The sequence below is a fragment of the Amnibacterium kyonggiense genome (assembly GCF_004364555.1).
Taxonomy (GTDB): Bacteria; Actinomycetota; Actinomycetes; order Actinomycetales; family Microbacteriaceae; genus Amnibacterium; species Amnibacterium kyonggiense.
This window is the reverse complement of record NZ_SOAM01000001.1, coordinates 838,652-857,072: the sequence shown is the minus strand read 5'-3', so window position 1 is coordinate 857,072 and position 18,421 is coordinate 838,652. Positions and strand designations below refer to the sequence as shown.

Genomic DNA, 18,421 nt, shown 5'->3' with positions numbered 1-18,421 from the left:
GAAGCCCCCGGCTCCGCTGCGCCGCTCACGGTTCGAGCATCACGGGTACGCATGGAGCAGTCGGTCTCGCTCTGCCGCGGTGATGGCCAGCAGGGAGCCGTGCCGGGCGCCGGGAGGCAGGTGCGCGTCCGGGATGTGCTGCCATTCGCCGCCGGCGAGGTCCTGCGTCTCGAACAGCTGGTAGCCCCGCAGCAGGAATTCGTCGATCAGCAGGAACGCGCCGTCTCCGGCGATCGCGCGGGCCACCGCCGGGCCTTCGCCTCGGCGCAGCTCCGGCTTGCCGATGTCGATCCTGAACGGTTCGAACACGGGGTCCTCGAGCGCGGTGCCGCGTTCCTCGAAGATGTGGTTGCCGAGATCCGGGCTGCCTCCGGGGCTGTGGGCGTTGGCCGAGAAGCGGTACCAGGCGTCACCGTCCTGCACGAACGCGAGGTCGATGACGTCGTGGCCGAAGTCGAGGTGCACCTGCGGTTCCGAGAAGGAGCGGAAGTCCTCCGTCTCCGCGACCAGGATGCGCTGGTACCCGCCGGGCGTGCGGTCCTCATCGTCCTCGAAGAGCGCCGAGGCCCAGAACATCAGCCAGCGCTGCCGGGACTCGGACCAGAACGCCTTCGGGGCCCAGACGTTTCCCACCGACGCGGGGGCGACCTCGACCAGGCGGGCGTCCGACCATTCCGTCAGGTCGGTGGACTCCCACACGAGGATGCCTCGACTGCCGTGCCGCAGCGACCGGGTCCATGCCGTCTCATGGTCTGGCCAGGTGCGGAGGTCGGTGGCGAGGACGAAGAACCTCCCCGCACGCTCGTCTCGGACCAGGAACGGGTCGCGCGCGCCGCCCATCCCGACGCTGGACCGGAGGACCGGTCGATCGCCGTTCAGCATCGTCCAGGCATCCGGGCGATTCCCGATGCTGACCGCGAACCGGATCTGCTCGCCGTCCTCCTCGAGCTCGGAGTGGAAGTACGCCAGCAGATAGCCAACGACATCAGGTGTGGTCGTCATCGAGAGTCCTGCTCTCCGGGATCGAGATCGTGCACGGAAGGGGAAGTCACGCGGGGTCCAGCGGGGAGCACCACGTGCGGCGCATCTCCCCGCCATCGGAGCGGTGCGATCACGGTGTTCCGTTCGACGGCGTGCGGAGCGAACATGGCGTGGAAGACGATGGACGCCTCGCCGCCGTGCGCGAGAACGGTGTTGTGACCGGGACCCCATAGTCCAAGTTCTGGACGAGAGCTGAGCAGTGGCCGGTGCCTGCGGCGCCACACTGTCGGGTCGGTCAGGTCGGCACCGGACGCGGCCGCCAGCACGCCGGTGCAGTACCTGGCTCCGACGGCCGCCGCGGAGTACATCAGGATGATCTTCGGGCCGTGGCGGATCGCGAAGGGTCCCTCCACGACGTGCGCGTCGTTCATCTCCCAGCTCAGCGTCGGGGCGAGGAGGCGAACCGGCGGGCTCGCGAGGCGATCGATCCGCTGGGGGTCCGCTCGTGCGATCCACAACTGCGCGTCGCCGACCACGGGCGCGGTGGACCGCTGGGACCAGATGAGATAGCAGGAGGGTCCGTCTGCGAACCAGGTCATGTCCAGTGAGATGCCGGGATGCGCCGGATCGGCTTTCAATGCTCCGCCATCGGCCCGCAGCACCGGTCTCGGGGTCCCCCAGTCGGCGGCGAGAGTGGGATCGCCCTCATCGGCGAGCACCATCACGTGGCACTGCACCGCGGTCCAGTCGGCCGATCCGATGCTCGGCGCGAAGAAGCAGTGCAGGCGGCCGTCGATGACGTGCAGTTCGGGCGCCCAGAAGCAGCCTGCGATGCCGGCCGGCCCGACGCCGAGGATGCGGTGCTCGGCAGCGGCCCGGAGCCCCTCGATCGATTCAGCCCTCCGCAGCGAGAGCCCTTCCGACTTGATGTTGTCGCCGCCGCGATCATCGGTGGCGACCAAGAGGAACGCCCCGTCGTACTCGATGATGCACGGATCCGCGCGCGCGGAGATGAACGGAGCGAGCGACGCCTGCTCGTCGCCCTCCTCCGGTGACTCGAGGAGTGCTCGCGACTGCTCGACATCGATGAGCGCGCAGGACCATGCGAGACCGATGTCGTCCCCCAGGTCGGGCACCGGGATCCGGCCGAGCACGCGGGGCCACACCGTCACTTCGCCGGGCTCGTATTCTGCCGGGTCTAGCGACGGCGTCGAGACGGAGCGCCGGGCGCCGGATCCCTCGGTCCAGCAGAGGTGGTAGCAGGAGGTGGCACCGTCCCACACGGCCCAGGGGTCATTCGCCTCCTCCGTGGGCAGGACGAGGCCCCCGAGCGGCGTCCAGTCGAGCAGATCGGTGCTGCGCCACACCAGCACCCGAGCGTGCGCCATCGGATCCCGCGACCCGTCCGGGAGGCCCTGCTCGGCAAGCAGGAACCAGCTGCCGGGCGCCTCGACCAGCGAAGGACGGCAGACCGTGCGGGGCTCAGCGAGGTCGAACCCGACCGGCACAGCGGACGCGAAAGCGAGCCCCCTGGCGCCCTCCACCCATCGCACGGCACTGCGGGTGCGCACCGCCAGGTGCAGGGCGTGCGCCATCAGCGGGCCGAAGACATCGGGATCCGGGTCCGGCACACGGGTGCAGGCCACCACGAGGGGCGCGTCGGCAGGCAGAACTCGCACGCTCCACCGACCGCCGCCGATGGTCGATCGCAGGACCGTGCTGGCCGCCGCTTCCCCCTCGAGGACGAGCACGCCGCGCTCGACCCGAACCGCAGCGTTCGAGCTGACCATGGGGATCCCGAGCTCCGTCCCGGCTCGCAGCGTGAGCGGCAGGACCAGCGGCGGCATCGCAGTCGAGCCACCCATTTCTAACGGCCGCATTGCCACCCGCTCCAAATTTTCTTCTGTAACGATACAGGAGATCACCTGGCGGTCTCAGCGCATCACGAGCTCGAGGAGGAGCGGAACTTGCCACCTTCAGGCGACGAGGCGGATCGGCTCGATCGCGAGCGGTTCATACAGGCGTATGTCGGGCCCCACGACCCCGAGGACGTGCTGCGCTGGTTGACCGATCCGGCCGCTCCCGGCGTCCGAGGTGCAACGAGCCCCCTCCTCCAGCTCGGTCGAGCCAGGCGCGCCCTCTACCGCCCGGATCCCACGCCTGCGGACCGCGACGCTGCAGCTGCGGCCGAACGTCGCTACGCGGCTCACCTCAGCGCGGTGGCGATGGCCGCAGACGCAAGTCGCGACGTGCGAATCCCTCCGCCGGTCGCGACCAATCCTGCGCCGACCACCCCTCCAGCGCACGCGAGATGGAGGACCGGGACCGAGCGCGGCGCCGCGCGGGCCGTCGTCCTCCTAGTCGCCGTCGCACTCGTCGCCGGTCTCATCGGATACAGCGCCCGACCGCGAGCAACGATCGACCTGAGTACATCCGGACAGGTGCAGCGACTGATCGTCGACAGCGCGGGCCGGCTCGCCGCGGAGGACTACCTCCGCCTCTACCCCGAGGCACTGCCCGCCGAATGGCGAGACGCTTCGCTGATCTCGCATCGACGACTACGCCGAGCAGCGACGCTCGAGCTACCCGGACGCCACGGGACGCTCCTCCTCGTCTACGTCGCGTGCGGACCGGCCGACGGCCGTTTCCACTGGTCCCTCTCGGGGAGCTCCTTCACGAGCGGCACGATCCACAATGGCCGTTGCGGAGGCCTCCGCGGGTCCGTCGTCGCCCTGATCGACCGATCGTCCGTAAGCAGGCGACCGCTTGCAGTCTCAGTCGACGGGAACTCGCCTTTCAGCGTCACCGCGCTGGTCCGCTAATCGACCGGCCCACAACTCTCCTGCGTCTCGTCCACCGTCCTGCGACTCGGCGCCGGCGCTGCCGAGCCATAGCGTCCACGGTGGTGGGCGGGGCTAGCGATGAGCGCCGATACGCCAGTTCACCGCGGTGGGAGTGGTGGAGGTGTCGAACCATCCCCTTGTTGCTGCGATGTCTCACTCCCCCTGCTTGCGAGACGTATCGCTCCCCTGGTCCTGAGACGCGTGGCTGGCGCCGTTGGGTCTTGCTGCGATTATCGCCGTGTGACGACAACGGGCCCGCTCACGCTTCCTGAGCTCCGAGGCGACCACGTTCGGCTCCGGGCCTTCTCTCACTCCGACATCCCCACAGTGCTGGACGCAGCGACCGACGCACTCATCCCGGTCCTCACTACCGTTCCCAGCACCCAGGACTCGGACCTGGCTGCCGCTTTCATCGACCGACAGCACGGCCGTGCGATAAGCGGCACGGGATACTCCTTCGCCGTTGCAGACGAGCGGGACGTCGCCGTTGGGCAGATCGGTCTATGGCTCCGCGACATCGACCACGGACGCGTCAACGTCGGCTATTGGATCGCACCTTCCGCCCGACGCCGCGGCTACGCCGCCGACGCTCTCCGCACTCTGACAGCGTGGGGCGAACACCTTCCGCAAGTCCGTCGCCTCGAGCTCTACGTCGAGCCGTGGAACGAAGGTTCCTGGCGCGCGGCAGAACGTGCAGGCGTCGAGCGCGAAGGCCTCCTGCGGTCCTGGGAAGAAGTCGGGGCAGACCGCCGCGACATGTTCATGTACAGCCGCATCGCGAATCCCTACCAGGCATAACCCGACGCGGCGGCTGACGCGTCTCAGTCACCTGCTCGCGAGACGCCTTCCTCGACCGAAAGCGAAGGCAGGCCGGTTCGGTGCTGACGCTCGCGACGGGCCGCCCGCGCTCAAGTGGTGCTGTCGAGAATCAGCCTGGTCGCTTCATGTGGTGCGTCCCATTGCGGGAAATGACCGCACCGATCAAACCAGTGCAGCACCGCGTCTGGGAAGAGCTCGACAGCACGCGCGGCCTGTCTCGGCACGGTGACCAGGTCACGACGACCCCAACCGATCGTGACCCGGCCGGGCACCGAGCCAGCCGGGGCGCCCTGCTGCTTGGGCCCCTTCGTCAGGGCGTCCATGGCAGCACCGGTCGCCGGCGAGTCGGCCAGCCCGCGCACGTCCGGCATCACGGTCTCGCGCGAGAGCGCCCAGGGCCGTGCCGACAGCTGCGCCAGCAGTACGGTCCTCCCGACAGGGTTGCCGAGCAGCGCCGGCAGCACGGGTCGCAGTGCTCGAACCGCAGTGATCGATGGCCGCAGCGTGGCGCTGAAGACGGCGACCTCGCGGTCGCTCCAGAAGCCGCCCGGGTCCAACGCCACGGTGTCACCGCCGACCCCCCGCCGCGCGAGTTCGAGCACGATTCGACCGCCCATGGACTGACCGACCGTCGAGACACCGTCGAGACCCTGGTCGCGGATGAAGTCCGAGACGGAGTCGGTCAGGGCGGCGATCGAGACCTCGCCGGTCAACGGTGGCGTCTCGCCGAATCCCGGAAGGTCAACAGCGATCACCTCACGGCTTTCGGCCAGTCCGTCGACTATCGGGGACCAAGATCGCCACCCAGCACCCAGACCGTGGACGAGCAACAGCGGACTGCCGCTCCCTCGTCTCACATGATTCAACGTCACCTCGTGACGCTAGCTCTCCCGAAACTCCAGGTGTTCAGTTCACACCGCATACGGATGAGCAATCGCATCGCACTACGAACGACGTCTCCCTCGTCAAGGCCATCAGCCGAACGGACCCCCCGCCCGCAGGATCGAGCGACACGGCGACGGCGTCGAAGAGACCCGACGTCAGTCCCACGTCACAACCGAGCAGCCGCAACCTCGAACAATTCCATTGAGCCAACCGACCGTGCACCCGAGACGTCTCACTGCCCGGATTCCGGAACTAGACAGAGAGGGACACTCGACCGGCAGCGGTCGCGTCGCTCACTATGTCCCCCGTGGATTGGGAGCAAGTACCGACGCTTCGCGCCTCAACTGGCTGGGAGCGGTTGCCTGAGAGCGGCTGGGGCGCCGCGATTGGAGCCGCAGCCGGTATAGACCTCTCGCGCGGCGCTCCGTCGATCGAACCGAGCACCAGACCCGAGTGAACGTGCAAGCCGGGCGGCGCGTGCGGCAGTGGTTAGAACCCCGCTCACCCGAAGATCAGGCCGATATAGACGAAGCTGCCAACGAGTACCTCGCGGCGGCAGGCCTACCCGCTCGCCCCGCCGAATTCGACTGGTTCATTCGGAGGCCAGCTGGGTACTCGAGACCGACGAGCTACTGCGACGCCATCTCGACGCGCATCAACGAGACTGCCGCCAACTCCCCGGTCGAGGTCCTAGCCGAGGCACGACGCGCGATCAAAGCCATTGATGAGTTTGATGGCTCAAGCGCCTGACCGAACGACGACTCAAGCGCCCGACCGTACGACTCAAACCCCCGCCCCCGACGTCTCACATCCCTCCGCGTGAGACGCGTTGCTGCCCAGCAACAAGGAGCTGCCGCTGCACCCTTCGAGGTGCCCTCAACGCTCGGGACTCACCTCCGTCGGCGCAGCCGCTCCGTCAGAAGGGCTCGCAGACCAAGGGGTTCGGGCCGATGTGCGAGGAGCGCGTTACCTAAGGTCGCAAGATCCGCTGTCTCGACATCGGTCGGACTCAGAGCAGCAGGACCCAGGCCGCGGGCATAACTCCGAACCCGTCCCAAGACAGCGTCTGCCATCGAGGTTCGACCCTCGATCAAGAGGCCACCTACAACGCGGTAACCCAATGTCTGCCACTGCATGGGGAACCCGTCAGAGTCGAACGACTCGATATTTTGATCCTGGACGTCGTAGATCTCTAGGTCGCCGCACGCTGCATCGACCGAGTCATAGACCGACAAGTCGTGGCCGTCCAACAGGAAGATCGGTGGGCGAGGAAGCCGCATGCGGCCATCCTGGCGGAACGAGTGCATCAGCACATGGATCTCACGGCAGGGCCCCGCGGCTTGAGGCGCGGCCGAGACCAGTCCGCCCCGTGAGATGTCTCACTTCCTTGCCCGCGCGACGTCTCCGATCCCTGCTCGCGAGACGCCTTACCAGGAGGACACGTGTGCGGAATCGGCTCGCGCTGCGTCGCATGTGCGTCGACCGCTCGGCGCATCTAGACGAGGACGGAAAGAGCTTCGAGCACGTGGCGAGCGGATGCGCCGTCATCCGGGTCGTCGGCTCGGGTGAGCCCAAACCAGAGAGCCCACCCCATTCCGCGACGCCACTCGGCCTCGTCTGGCGCGAGCTTGCGACGGAACACCTCACGCCCCTCGGCACCGAGGGCCGTCCAGGCGAATGCGAGGTCACAAGAGGGGTCGCCGACACCGACGGACCCGAAGTCGATCACCGCCCCGAGTCGACCGTCCCTCATCAGCAAGTTTCCTGGCGCGATATCACCGTGGAACCAGGAGGACGCGCTCTGCTCGGAGGCGCGTAGGGCCGCAGCCCAGATCGTGCGCGCACGCCGCGTGTCGATGCGATCCCCTAACCGCTCGAGGGCAGCACCCACCTGACCGTCCCACTGTTGCAGCGGCTGGCCGAGTCCGACGGGATGGATCGGGCCACCTGCCGGAGAGAGCAAACGAAGTTCCAGCAGGAATGCCGCCAGATCGGACGCGAGCAGCCGCTGATCGACCCCCACCTCGTCCCGCAACGGCGTCCCATCGAGCCAGTTGAGCACGGTCCATCGGAACGGGTAAGTGGGCTCCCCGTGACCGACGGCGACGACTGTCGGTATCGGGAGCGAGACGCCGGCCGCCAACGCCGGGAGCACATCGACCTCGATCGCCGCTTGTCTTTCCACGCGCGGCGACGTCGGCAGTCGCACGACGAGGTCCGAGCCGAGCCGAAACGTCCTGTTGTCCCACCCCTGGTGCTTGACCGCCTTCACACGAAGCCCAGACCACCTCGGAAACTGCCGAGCAATCAACTCGGCGACCATGTCCTCATCGATAGACCGCGAGACAGACACGACCGACACCGTCCCATCTCTCGCCCCACCGGCTCAATCCCGTCGCCGTCTCAACTTCCTGCTCCTGGGACGTCAGTCCTCGTCTGCCGGTTCTATGGCCGACGGTCGCGTGTTGGCAGACGCCTCGGCCTCGGCGGGCGGGACGGTATTTCCTACCCGAGCCGCCGCCGGTACCCCGCGCGATCCAAGTGTCACGGTCACCGATAACTGACGATCGATCTGACTGCCAAAAGTCGTGCTCTGCGTCAGAACCACGAGTTCCTTGTGTCCCACCAGGAATTTGCGATGGGCGGGGCATCTGGATTCGGATCAGCGATGTGCAGACAGTGTCGTCCGGGCAGCGGACGGTGTGTAGCAACTCGCAGGAGCCCTCGCCCAGGTCCGCCGCATCGTGCCGCGTAACAGACGGCTTCAGCCGATCGATCCTCGGACACCCAATGGGTCGTTCGACGATTCCGCACCGTGCGCGGCACTGTGCAAGCCCGTCTTGCCTGAGCATTCGACGGCGCGTGTCCGAGGCTCGGTCCCGCCCCTAAGCCCACGGTGTCAACGACGAACCCCTGGGCGGGACCGGCACCCGGAATTATCGTGCTCGATCAGGCGGTGCGCCAGGCATTACGAGCGGCGGCGCGACGCGCAGAGCAGCAGCCCGGTGAGGGCGACGGCGACAGGCCGTAAGAACGCGATCACGAACTGCGCAGCAGGCGACGCGTTCGGCAGTGCCACGAGCACTAGGCCTACGGCGTCGAGAAGTGCGATGAGCACGAAGCCCGCCCGGACAGCAGCGACTCGGGAGTCGGATCGCGGGAGAGCCGCTGCGACTCCCAGCGTCCCAGCGGCGCTCAGCAGCTGGACCGCCACCAGCAGCGGTGCAGCTGCCGTCGTCCAGGACAGTCCGAAGGCGAGCACCAGCAGCAGCGGACCGGACCCGGACAGGATCACCGCGAGTCGACGGAGCCGGCCTCGACCGATGAGACCCGGCTGACGGCCGGACCCCGCGAGCAGGAACGACGCGATCAGGAGGATCACCCCTCCGGCGGGCCAGCAGAGCAGCCCCCAAATACCGACAAGACGATCCGGCGCGACGCCGAAGGCGAACGGGGATCCGCCGACGACCTGCAGCAGTCCGGCCACGACATATCCAGCGCCGGCAACGACGACCGCGGCGCGACCGCTGGACGAGGTGACCTCGGACGGGCTCGAGTGAATCCGGGTCATGACGCGCGCTCGGCGATGAGGCTGGATGCGGTCCGCGATCCGCGCGACTCCCGTTCCGACGGCTCCTCGTCGATCACGAGGACGATCTTGCCCCGAACCTGACCGGCCTCGCCAACCCGATGCGCGTCCGCGATGTCGTTGAGCGCGAAGGTCCTGCCGACGCGCACGACAAAGCGACCGTCGGCGGCACGCTGAGCAACGGACCCGAGCGCACCGACCGCACGGCCGCCCTCACCGCTGCTGAAGTGGACGCCACACCGGCGGGCGCCGGCGAAGTCGGCAACGGTCACCACCCGATCGGGCGATCCGACCAGCGCGACCAACTCGGGCAGCACGCCGTTCCCGGCCACATCCAGAGCCAGGTCGATGCCGCCCGGCGCAGCGGCGCGCACGCGAACGATCATCCCCGGACCGTAGGCGACCGGCTCAGCGCCCAGGCTTCGGAGCAGATCGTGGGTCGCCGGGCTGCCCGTGCCGACCACCATCGCTCCACGCTCGACAGCGATCTGCACCGCAGCGCTGCCGACGCTGCCGGAAGCACCGTTGATCAGCAACACCTTCCCGGATTCGACCCCGAGCCGGTCCAACGCCCGGGCCGCCGTCTCGGCCGCAGCCGGCAGCGCGGCAGCCTCGACGAACCCCAGCCCCGCTGGCACCGGCACCCAGAAGGACAGCACCGCGAGCTCGGCCTGCGCCGCTCCATCGGGGCACCCGCCGACGACCGGGTCCCCGATCTCGACACCTGCGACGCGGGAACCGACCTCGTCCACCACACCCGCAGCCTCGTACCCGAGCGTCTGCGGCAGGACCTGATCCATCAGTCCCTGCCGCTTCTTCCAATCACTCGCATTCACCCCGGCCGCACGCACGCGGATGCGGACCTCGTCGGGCCCCGGGTGCGGGTCGGGGAGCTCAACGATCTGCAGCACCTCCGGACCACCAAACGCCGAGAACCGGGCGGCCTTCATCGGACGCACCAACACGAGCGGTTCGCGGACCGATGCGACAGCGCATCTTCACGCGGGCCGACGAGTTCGGTCCGATCGCTCGCCGTCCGTGACCATCGTTCAGACATCGCACACTCCTGCTCGAGGCGGGAAGTGGCGGTCCATCGAACTGCTTGTGTGCGCCGCCGCAAGACGGTGTTTTCACTCCGATGCTCGAACAGTACTGAGCCGAAGACCGGTCCGCCACTGGTCGTCACGGCGGACTCCGACGGCGTGTACACGAGCGATTTCCCTGCCCGCACGGTTCGCCTAGACAGGCTCAGCAACCCGCGGGTTATAGGTCTCAGCCTCCTGCCGGTGAGACGCGAGGAGCCTTTACCGGAGGAGGGCGCGCACAAGTGGCGGCGGGTGTCGGCAGGGCCTCGGGTCGTGGAGTCAGCCGGTCAATCCGAAGTTTGGTGGCTAGCACACCTCACACAGGGACACCCGGCGGCGTTGACCGTCTGAAGCTGCGCCTCTGCAGCCGCGACGGGAGCGCTGATGTCGGGTCGGGTGTTCGGGCAGTACGTGCTGCTGGCATTGACATGGGGCGCGAGCTTCTTGTTCATCAAGGTGGGCCTCGAAGGATTGTCGCCGGCACAGGTGGTGTTGGGCCGCCTGATCGCTGGCGCCGTGGTCCTGTTCGTCGCCAGCACGGTCAGTCGCTCACCGCTGCCGCGACAACCCATCGTGTGGCTGCATCTGCTGGTGGTCGCCCTGCTGCTGTGTGTCGAACCGTTCCTCCTGTTCGCATGGGCAGAGCAGCACATCTCCTCCGGTCTGGCTTCGATCTACAACGCGACGACGCCGCTCATGACGATGCTGGTCAGCCTGATCGCACTGCCGTCGGAGCGTCCCACCCGGACGCGATTCGCCGGGCTACTTGCAGGATTCGCCGGAGTCACGATCGTTCTCGGTCCATGGCAGGGGTCCGGCGGGGGCGAGCTCGGCGGGCAGCTCGCCTGTCTAGCCGCGACGGCGTGCTACGGCATCGCCTTCGTCTACCTGCGTCGCTTCGTGTCCCCGCGCGGTCTCGCTGCCATCCCGGTCGCGACGGTGCAGGTGGGCGTCGGCGCGGCGATCATGGTGCTCCTCTCCCCGATGATTGCAACCGGTCCAATCACCCTCACCCCATCAGTCGTCCTGTGTGTGCTCGCGCTCGGTGTCCTCGGGACGGGGCTCGCGTACGTGTGGAACACCAACGTTGTCGCCGGATGGGGCGCCACCAGTGCCTCTACGGTTACCTACCTCACACCACTCGTCGGCGTCGCCCTCGGAGTCGTCGTACTTGGGGAGCGCATCAGTTGGAACGAGCCCGCGGGCGCGGTCGTCGTAATCCTCGGCATCGCTCTCTCGCAGGGTCGTCTCGCACCGCTCATCCACCGTCTGCGTTCTAGGCGGAAACGACCCGCGACATCCCACGACTGGGTCATCTAAGCCACGTCTCATATCCCTGCTCGCAAAACGTCTCCCCTGCCCTGCCCGCGAGACAGCGGCGGTAGGGTCGCGCCACCTGTTCTGGGAGGGGATCAGCCCTGCATCTCATCCTCGAGTCGGAGGCCGCCGACCGAGTTCGGGAAGCACACTCGCCACGTGTCTGGAGTTCCTCTTCGCGCAGCCCGTCTTCTCCTCGTGATCGCGTGTTCCTGGGGCGTGGGCATCGCGCTCTGCCTAATGAAAGGCGACACGGGCGGCCTCCTGAACACGCTCGGGAACCTGTCCGCGCCCTACGGCATCACCGCGGTCATCGCCGGCCTCACGACCCGCCGCTACTGGTCAGGCGCACTCGCCGGCGTCGCCGCGACCGAAGCGACACTCGGCGGCTTTTACTGGGCGTACGCCACCCTTCTCGGACATGAGGTCTCAACCGGTACTTTGACCATCTGGTGCGGCCTCGGACTCCCGCTTGGAGCGGCCTGCGGACTCGTCGGCCGCGCCGGCGTCGGGCGACCGGCGCTCTGGTACGCGATCCCCGGCCTCCTCCTCTTCGAACCGCTCGCACTCCGAGCCCAAGTGATCACCAGCCACTTCGGCTTCGGCTACGCCGACCTCACCCCTGACGACGTGATCGCCTTCGCAATCGAGTTCGTCATTGGCATCACAGTCCTGCTCCTCGTGCGCGCACGCGTCTTCAGCACCCGCAGACGACGAGCCTGAGCACGATCTCCGGGAGTTGTCGCAAACCCTGCAGCGAGACAGCCCACGCGGGTCCTCACGCGTCGACGAAGGCGTAGTCCCGGGCAATCGCGCTGATTGCGATTGGAGATGCATTCGCTCCTCGCGCGGTGCCGTCGAAAGAGTCCGCTCAGAACGCGTAGCTCGTTGTCTGGACCCACGATGCGCGGTTCACGCTGACGTACCAGGACCCGGTGCTCTTCGGGTCGTGCCGCGTCACGCGAATCTCAAGTCCACGACTCGACTCGTAGGAAATCGGAATCCTCACCGTTGCCCCACACGGCACGTCCGACGCTCCAATCAGCTGTCCGCCGGCACGAGCAGCGACATGCACGATGTCCGCGCCGATGCACGCGGCGGCCAACACGTAGCTGCCCCGCTTCACGGACATCAAGTCACCACCACCCGGCAGATCCCCGCTCAACGCCCCCTGCCCATCCGAGTCGTACAGCACCGTTTGCATCCGCGAATCCCAAGCGGAAGACGCTTCGGTCGAGCCGTCGTCGGCCGCGCACGAGGCCGCCGACACAGTCACGATCGCTCCGACCACCACAGCCGCCCCCGCGCGCTGCCACCTGCCTCGAGCAATCACGCCGCAATTATGGCGACCCGCTGGACGCAAACCGCATACCGAAACGAAACACTTGCGCCCGTCTCGCTCCCCTGCTCGCGAAACAATGCGGGCGTCGGCGGCGAGGCGGGTGCATCGGCGATCAAGTACTGCGCCGCGCTGTGGCCGACACGCCGCTAGGGCGCCTGCAGACCATTCGCATCTGTGATGCCATGCGTCGGCCACGACGACTCGCCCCGAGGTGTCGGGCGAGAGGACGACAAATGCCGAAGCCGCTCTTCATCACGACGCTCATCGTGCTCCCAATCGTCGTTGGGGCCGCAGGCCACAACTTCGGGCTTTGGCTTGTCACGCTGATCTTGGTCCTCATCGCCAACCCGATCGTTCGCAGGATTCGTCGCAACCGGTACTTCGCGTCGGAGGCCTTTCAGTCGCTGAAGGCCGAGACCGTCTCTGTCGTCGCCGAGCACAACGCCGTTGTCGACTACATCGCGGAGATCCGTGGCAGCGGCGCGTTCGAACTCGGTGCGTCAGACAGCGGTCAGCACGCCCACCTCGCCTCATTTGAGAACACCTCTGCTTGGAACAACCGCCGCGACCGGCACGTCGCGGAGTACGCACCGCACGTGCACCACTCATCGCTTCAGGTCGTGCGTAACGCGAGCAACGACCCAATCAAGTACTTCATGAAGTACTTCTCCGTGAAAGCAGACGTCGAGACGCTCGCGGACGTGCAGCGCGTCGCCGAAGACATCGCACGCCTTGAGGAAGCGGTCGGGAACGTCAAGTCCCGCGAGGCGAGCATCACCGCCAAAATCAACCCGCCTGCGTTCATCCTCAAGCACTACCGCGACGACTTTTGGCACTACGTCGGTGTCCACCTCTCTCCGGTCGCGGTGCCGTACCCGCGCTACAAATTCGAGTACACGTCCGCGGGCGGCAACAGCGGACAGGTAACCAACGTCGTCCTGGACACGCCAACGCTCGAGGCCCTGTCACAGACGCTGGTCGAGAAGATCCGCTGGGCCAAATCGGCCGCTGGCCAACGCGCGCTCATGACATCCCGTCTCCGCAGCTTCATCAAGGAGCGCGACCAGCACACCTGCCTTCAGTGCGGCGTCTCGGTCGCCGCTGAGCCCCACCTACTGCTCGAGGTGGACCACATCGTGCCGGTGTCCAAGGGTGGTCTCAGCGTTGTCGAGAATCTGCGGACGCTCTGTTGGCGATGCAACCGGGTCAAGGGCGCGAAGCTGCTGGCGTAACGCACCCAATCCGGATCAACGACCGTGGCAGTGGTGGCAGCGCGCAATCTCGGTTGGCGTCTCACCAATCGGCCGGCGAGACGTCCCGCTCTCCCGCGTGAGACGCAGGTGGACGGACTGCGGTTGGATCGGGCACGCGTTGTGCAGCTCCTCGCAGCATTCGGCTTGAGGGTGTGCTGAGGTGTGCAGGTGTCTGATGCCCGTCCGCTACTTATCGACCTGCGCTCGGCAGCCCTTCCGCTGTCGCATGATCAGCTCCTGGACTGGGGTGCTGGTCGGCAGGTCTTCGTCTCAAGCTTGATCACCGACTTGCCTGCCGAGCGGGCGGCAGTTCGGACCGCGATCGAGGACATTGGCGCGCAGCCGGTCATGTTCGAGGACCTGGGTGGGCAAGACGTCAGCGCGGACCAGGCGTACCTGGCTGGAGTCCACCGCTCCGACGTGTACGTCGGGATCTTCACGGAGCGCTACGGGGTTCGGCTGCCGAGTGGCTACTCGGCGACCCATGCTGAATTCAGCGAGGCGGAGACCGTCGGAGCGAGGATCGCGCTCTTCATCCGTGGCCTCGGTGGTCCTGACATGGATGGGCCGCAGCGAGACCTGATCGCTGGAGCGCAAAACCTGTACACCACGAGCAGCTTCACCTCGGTCGAGGAGCTGCAGCGGCGAGTAAGTCAGCGACTCCGCGAGATCGCTACCGAGGACCTGACCCCCTGGGTGCGGATCGGCCGGGTCGTCGTGCGCGCCCGGGAGCTGACGACGGATGGGTCGACCACGACCGTGGTCACCGAGGTGCGTAGCAACGCGGTCCATGCCGAGCTGGTGCAGTACCGCGACCACCTCGCAGGCAGCCTGCCCTTCGTCTCACCGACCGAGGCGAAATCGGTGCAGCTCACAGCACTCAGCAGCAGCACCGCCTCGACACAGACACATGTCGAGCGGATCACCTTGCGGGAGCAGGCCCAGCAAGGCAATCCGATGCGGATGAACATGAACGGCATCGGCCCGAACGAGTACGCGCGCCGCGCGCTCAGCGACGTCCTGTTCGGCACCAGTGAACTCGAAGGGCTGCGATTCGGCAGCGCGAACACCGACCCGCTGGCACTCATCCGCGGTCAGCAAATCGACGACGCAGTCCTGCGACCGGTAGTCCGTCTCCTCCTTGGCGCCTACCTGTTCGAAAACGGCCACGCCCGCACCATCGACGCATTCCACCTCGGCCCAGCACGAAACGGCAAGCGGCACCTCAAACTGCAGTGGAGCCCGCCGAACCCCTACAGCAACGCCCCAGACCCGGCGCCGGTGCTGCTAGAGGGCGACCTGCAGCTGCGCTGAGCCGATCGCCGCGCCGTGCGCCATCGCACTGCGTCCCGCCCGCGGCTGACATACGAACAGCTATGGGCTCGTCCCAAAACTCTGCTGAGGAGACAGTTTGACTGTCCTCGTCGCGGCCGTTTTCAACCAACCGGAGCTATTGCTCACCTCGCCCGGCACCAGGACCGCGGTTGGTTCGCTCAAGCCATAGATGGTGACCTCGAAGCCCGTCTCGTATCGCGAAACGCACGGCGAGGTAGACCACGAAACCGATCACCCCCAGGACGACCAGGTAGATCAGCGGGACCAAAAAGACACCACCTGGTAGGAAACCCATGCGCTCCTCCGTCAGCCGAACCTCAGGGTGAGCAGCGGCGGTCGCCATCCTGCCGGACGCCACGGCAGGTCGAACGACGCAACCCCAGTTACCGGGTGCGCGTGGCGACTGCCTCCATTAGACGAGGCCCCCGTGCATACGCTGCAGCAGCATCTCAGAACCCTGCTCGCGAGACGCGAGTTCGAAGTCACCGGGTGACTGCGGGAAGCGGCTGGCGATCGAGTGAGACGCTCTGGGCCGCGTCGACGGCTTGCTGCTCGGTGAGGTGGTGCGCCGGTGTGCCGAAGGTGGTGAGCCTGTACGTGAGTGATCCGTCGCGCCATTCGATGAGGGTGTTGGCGTTGTAGATGTCCGAGTGGCGCCACACGGCTGCCGTCTGCCCTGCTACGACGGTTGCAGGTCCCGCGGCCCAGTAGGGGTGGTCGAGCGGGCTAAAGGTGCTGTCGATCCCGATCTCGAGATCAAAGTGCTCTGCACCCGATCCCGCCCCACCCCTCAAGACGTACGAGCGAGAAACGCTCTGGAATCGATCGTCCCAGGTTGCCCCGCGGTCGACGAAGCCGGCCGGCACCCGACTCGCTTTCGGTACGTCGCTATCGGTGAGTACTGCGTGCCGCGACTGATTGGACAGGTCGATCAGAGGGCGTTCGCCGACCGGCGCCTTGAGCTGCACTGTGTGCTCGGTCGCGGCGTGCCCAACTCCCGCGCAATCACTTATGGCGAACTTGTCTGGGGTCGCGTAGCCGAGCACCCTGATCTGGATGCTCGTCGCTGTCTCGAGGACCTGGACGCGTTGCGCGTCCGTCCCGCCGCAGATCGGGTCGGCCCCGTGCACCGCGTCGCCGTCTCCAGCAAGGGTCACCTCGCGCGAGTCCTCGGTCGCTTGGACGGCGTCTCGCCACGGCACGACGCCGGCATAGCGAAGCGCGTGGCCATCCACCGTGATGCTTGGGGCAGGCGTTGAAACAGGACTCGGCAGCACACGCGATCCTCCTGCCGGAGGTTGGCGCTGAGTCACCTGCAGCACCGCGACAACCCCGACGAGCACCGCGGCGGCAACGACCGCCGTCGCGACCCGACGCACCACCACCTCGCGATGCACCTCCCGTCGAGAGCGCACCGCCGCTCGCCCCGGGTGAGCGGCGCGAGGCAGCTCTTCGAACACCGCCTCGAGCGCTCTCGCGCGGACGGAGTCGAACTCGTCGTCACTCATTCGTCGGCTCCTTCCGTCGTCGTGAGCGCAGCCACCGGCAGCATCGGAACCGTGCCGTCGAGTACGGCCCGTAAGCGCTGACGGCTCCGGTAGAGCCGGGTGCGAGCGTTCCCAGCGCTCAACCCGAGGACCTGGGCAGCCGCTGCCACCGTCATTCCTTCGATCCCGACGAGGGAGACCAGCGCCGCGTCCGCGGGCTTCAACTGACGGAAGGCCGCGCCGAGTTCCGACAGCACGCTCCGCTGCTGCACCAGTTCCGAAGGATCTGCAGTGCCGCGCGAACTCGGCAGCGAGTCAAGGACGCTGCGATACCGACCCAAACCCCGGTTCGCGTTCCGGGCGAGGTTCTGGGCCGTGACCAACAACCACGGCAGCACAGAACCATCGACGAGCACAATGCGCTCTCGCTTCCGCCACAACTCGAAGAAGGCCGCAGCCGTGACGTCCTCGGCATCGATCGGGCTCACAACAAGACGCCGCGCTGCACTCAAGACTCGCTCACGATGCGACACGAATAAGGACGCGAACGCACGACCGTCGCCACCAAGCGCGCGCGCCCACACGCTCGCCTCGTCCGACGTCAGCACATCCACACCCAAGGATGTCCGCCCAAACGACAACGTCACACTTCGCGACGCGACTCAGACCACGTCCGTGACCAGCTGTCTCAAATTCCTCCTCGTGAGACCTCGCAGTCCCCTGCTCCCGACTGCGGGAGACGCCGAGGGGGTCCCGGTCGCGTCGCCCGACCTGTAGCCCGAAATGGGTGCGGGAGGCCGCGCTCGGAGTTGAGCGGAACTCTGTAACGTCGCGCCCACGACAACAGCGGGGACTCGCTGGCACGAACCCCCGCCGCTGCTCAGCTCATCGCTGAGTCACCAGTCAGATCACTTGCCGTGATGCGTGATCGTCGTCGCCGGGTGCGTCTGCGCGTAGTGCGCGGACACGAAGTGCCCGGTGACGGCGCTCTGGTGATAGGTGTGTCCCTTTCTCATGAGCAAACCCTCCTTGCTGCCGTCCTTGCCGCCCGAGGGCTAGTGGTCCCGGCACGTCCATGGTCAGGGCTCAACCCCACATGTTGTGGCACCTTTTACGGCGCGCCGCACAGTTTGTGCCTCCATGGGTTCCGGCCTCCCTTGCGATAGCGACGTTCCGCCGCGGCGACGGTGTGCCGTTGAGGAATGAAAGGTCAGCGCCGCTCCGATACCGGACAAGAACTGTGGGCGCTAGGTCGATGCCCGCCCGAATCGCAGAGCAGGAAGAAATTCGCCGGCCTCGGAACATCTCGAGTCGAGTTCGCGAGTAAGCGGGCGGACTCCTCGAGCTCGCCGGCGATCTCGACCTGGCAATGCTCCTCGTTGCGACCCATCGAATATTCCGTTCCGGTCCCGATCGCGTGCACGATCTGTGCCCACATTTTGCCCACATCCTGGCGAGATTCAGCGCGAACCACTGCAACTCCTT

The 18,421-nt window shown here is 67.0% G+C and carries 14 protein-coding genes and 2 pseudogenes; 7 read left to right on the top strand and 9 right to left on the bottom strand.

Features of this window, described 5'->3' with window-relative positions; translation table 11 throughout:
- Positions 1 to 39 precede the first annotated feature (39 nt).
- Both CLV52_RS04440 and CLV52_RS04435 read right to left on the bottom strand, forming a co-directional pair.
- Positions 40 to 1,002 (bottom strand): glycoside hydrolase family 43 protein, encoded by a 963-nt coding sequence (locus CLV52_RS04440; protein ID WP_133765070.1) that lies wholly within the window; start codon positions 1,000 to 1,002, stop codon positions 40 to 42.
- Positions 999 to 2,771, bottom strand: coding sequence for a family 43 glycosylhydrolase (locus CLV52_RS04435; RefSeq protein WP_162850705.1), 1,773 nt, complete (start codon positions 2,769 to 2,771; stop codon positions 999 to 1,001). Before CLV52_RS04435 ends, CLV52_RS04440 begins: the two co-directional genes overlap by 4 nt.
- Before the next feature lie 1,254 nt (positions 2,772 to 4,025).
- Here CLV52_RS04435 and CLV52_RS04430 point away from each other — a divergent pair.
- On the top strand, positions 4,026 to 4,622 hold the full coding sequence (locus tag CLV52_RS04430) for a GNAT family N-acetyltransferase (RefSeq protein WP_342773136.1): 597 nt from the start codon (positions 4,026 to 4,028) through the stop codon (positions 4,620 to 4,622).
- 110 nt (positions 4,623 to 4,732) lie between these two features.
- On the opposite strand, the gene CLV52_RS04425 is transcribed toward CLV52_RS04430, so the two are convergent.
- Positions 4,733 to 5,500 carry an alpha/beta fold hydrolase gene (locus tag CLV52_RS04425; RefSeq protein ID WP_246018030.1) on the bottom strand — a complete coding sequence of 256 codons (768 nt, stop codon included), beginning with the start codon at positions 5,498 to 5,500 and terminating at the stop codon, positions 4,733 to 4,735.
- A 326-nt stretch (positions 5,501 to 5,826) separates the two neighbouring features.
- Between CLV52_RS04425 and CLV52_RS19170 the strand changes: the two are divergent.
- A pseudogene (locus tag CLV52_RS19170) lies at positions 5,827 to 5,934 on the top strand (DUF5956 family protein); the annotation flags it as partial.
- Positions 5,901 to 6,278 carry a DUF5956 family protein gene (locus CLV52_RS19125; RefSeq protein WP_425455675.1) on the top strand — a complete coding sequence of 126 codons (378 nt, stop codon included), beginning with the start codon at positions 5,901 to 5,903 and terminating at the stop codon, positions 6,276 to 6,278. The pseudogene CLV52_RS19170 and the gene CLV52_RS19125, both read left to right, overlap by 34 nt.
- 745 nt (positions 6,279 to 7,023) lie before the next feature.
- On the opposite strand, the gene CLV52_RS04420 is transcribed toward CLV52_RS19125, so the two are convergent.
- The 3 genes and pseudogenes from CLV52_RS04420 to CLV52_RS04410 all read right to left on the bottom strand — a co-directional run.
- Entirely contained in the window at positions 7,024 to 7,851 is an 828-nt protein-coding gene (locus tag CLV52_RS04420; protein ID WP_133765066.1) for an aminoglycoside phosphotransferase family protein, read from the bottom strand.
- 645 nt (positions 7,852 to 8,496) lie between these two features.
- Entirely contained in the window at positions 8,497 to 9,015 is a 519-nt protein-coding gene (locus tag CLV52_RS04415) for a hypothetical protein (protein ID WP_133765065.1), read from the bottom strand.
- A 152-nt stretch (positions 9,016 to 9,167) separates the two neighbouring features.
- Positions 9,168 to 10,067: pseudogene (locus tag CLV52_RS04410) on the bottom strand (NADP-dependent oxidoreductase); the annotation flags it as partial.
- A gap of 519 nt (positions 10,068 to 10,586) precedes the next feature.
- On the opposite strand from CLV52_RS04410, the gene CLV52_RS04405 reads away from it, so the two are divergent.
- Both CLV52_RS04405 and CLV52_RS04400 read left to right on the top strand, forming a co-directional pair.
- Positions 10,587 to 11,522, top strand: coding sequence for a DMT family transporter (locus CLV52_RS04405; protein ID WP_133765063.1), 936 nt, complete (start codon positions 10,587 to 10,589; stop codon positions 11,520 to 11,522).
- A gap of 237 nt (positions 11,523 to 11,759) precedes the next feature.
- Positions 11,760 to 12,242 (top strand): hypothetical protein, encoded by a 483-nt coding sequence (locus CLV52_RS04400; protein ID WP_133765062.1) that lies wholly within the window; start codon positions 11,760 to 11,762, stop codon positions 12,240 to 12,242.
- A gap of 148 nt (positions 12,243 to 12,390) precedes the next feature.
- Here the strand turns inward: CLV52_RS04400 and CLV52_RS04395 are convergent, their stop codons facing one another.
- A complete protein-coding gene (locus tag CLV52_RS04395) occupies positions 12,391 to 12,723 on the bottom strand; it encodes a hypothetical protein (protein WP_133765061.1) in 333 nt (110 codons plus the stop codon).
- Positions 12,724 to 13,094: 371 nt separating this feature from the next.
- Between CLV52_RS04395 and CLV52_RS04390 the strand changes: the two genes are divergently transcribed.
- Together CLV52_RS04390 and CLV52_RS04385 are read left to right on the top strand one after the other, a co-directional pair.
- Complete coding sequence (locus CLV52_RS04390; protein WP_133765060.1) at positions 13,095 to 14,093, top strand: HNH endonuclease; 999 nt, start codon at positions 13,095 to 13,097, stop codon at positions 14,091 to 14,093.
- Between the two features lie 189 nt (positions 14,094 to 14,282).
- Entirely contained in the window at positions 14,283 to 15,428 is a 1,146-nt protein-coding gene (locus CLV52_RS04385) for a DUF4062 domain-containing protein (protein ID WP_162850704.1), read from the top strand.
- A gap of 503 nt (positions 15,429 to 15,931) precedes the next feature.
- On the opposite strand, the gene CLV52_RS04380 is transcribed toward CLV52_RS04385, so the two are convergent.
- Complete coding sequence (locus tag CLV52_RS04380; RefSeq protein ID WP_133765058.1) at positions 15,932 to 16,957, bottom strand: hypothetical protein; 1,026 nt, start codon at positions 16,955 to 16,957, stop codon at positions 15,932 to 15,934.
- Complete coding sequence (locus CLV52_RS04375; protein ID WP_162850703.1) at positions 16,954 to 17,544, bottom strand: RNA polymerase sigma factor; 591 nt, start codon at positions 17,542 to 17,544, stop codon at positions 16,954 to 16,956. The genes CLV52_RS04380 and CLV52_RS04375 overlap by 4 nt, the downstream gene beginning before the upstream one ends.
- Positions 17,545 to 18,421: the final 877 nt, after the last annotated feature.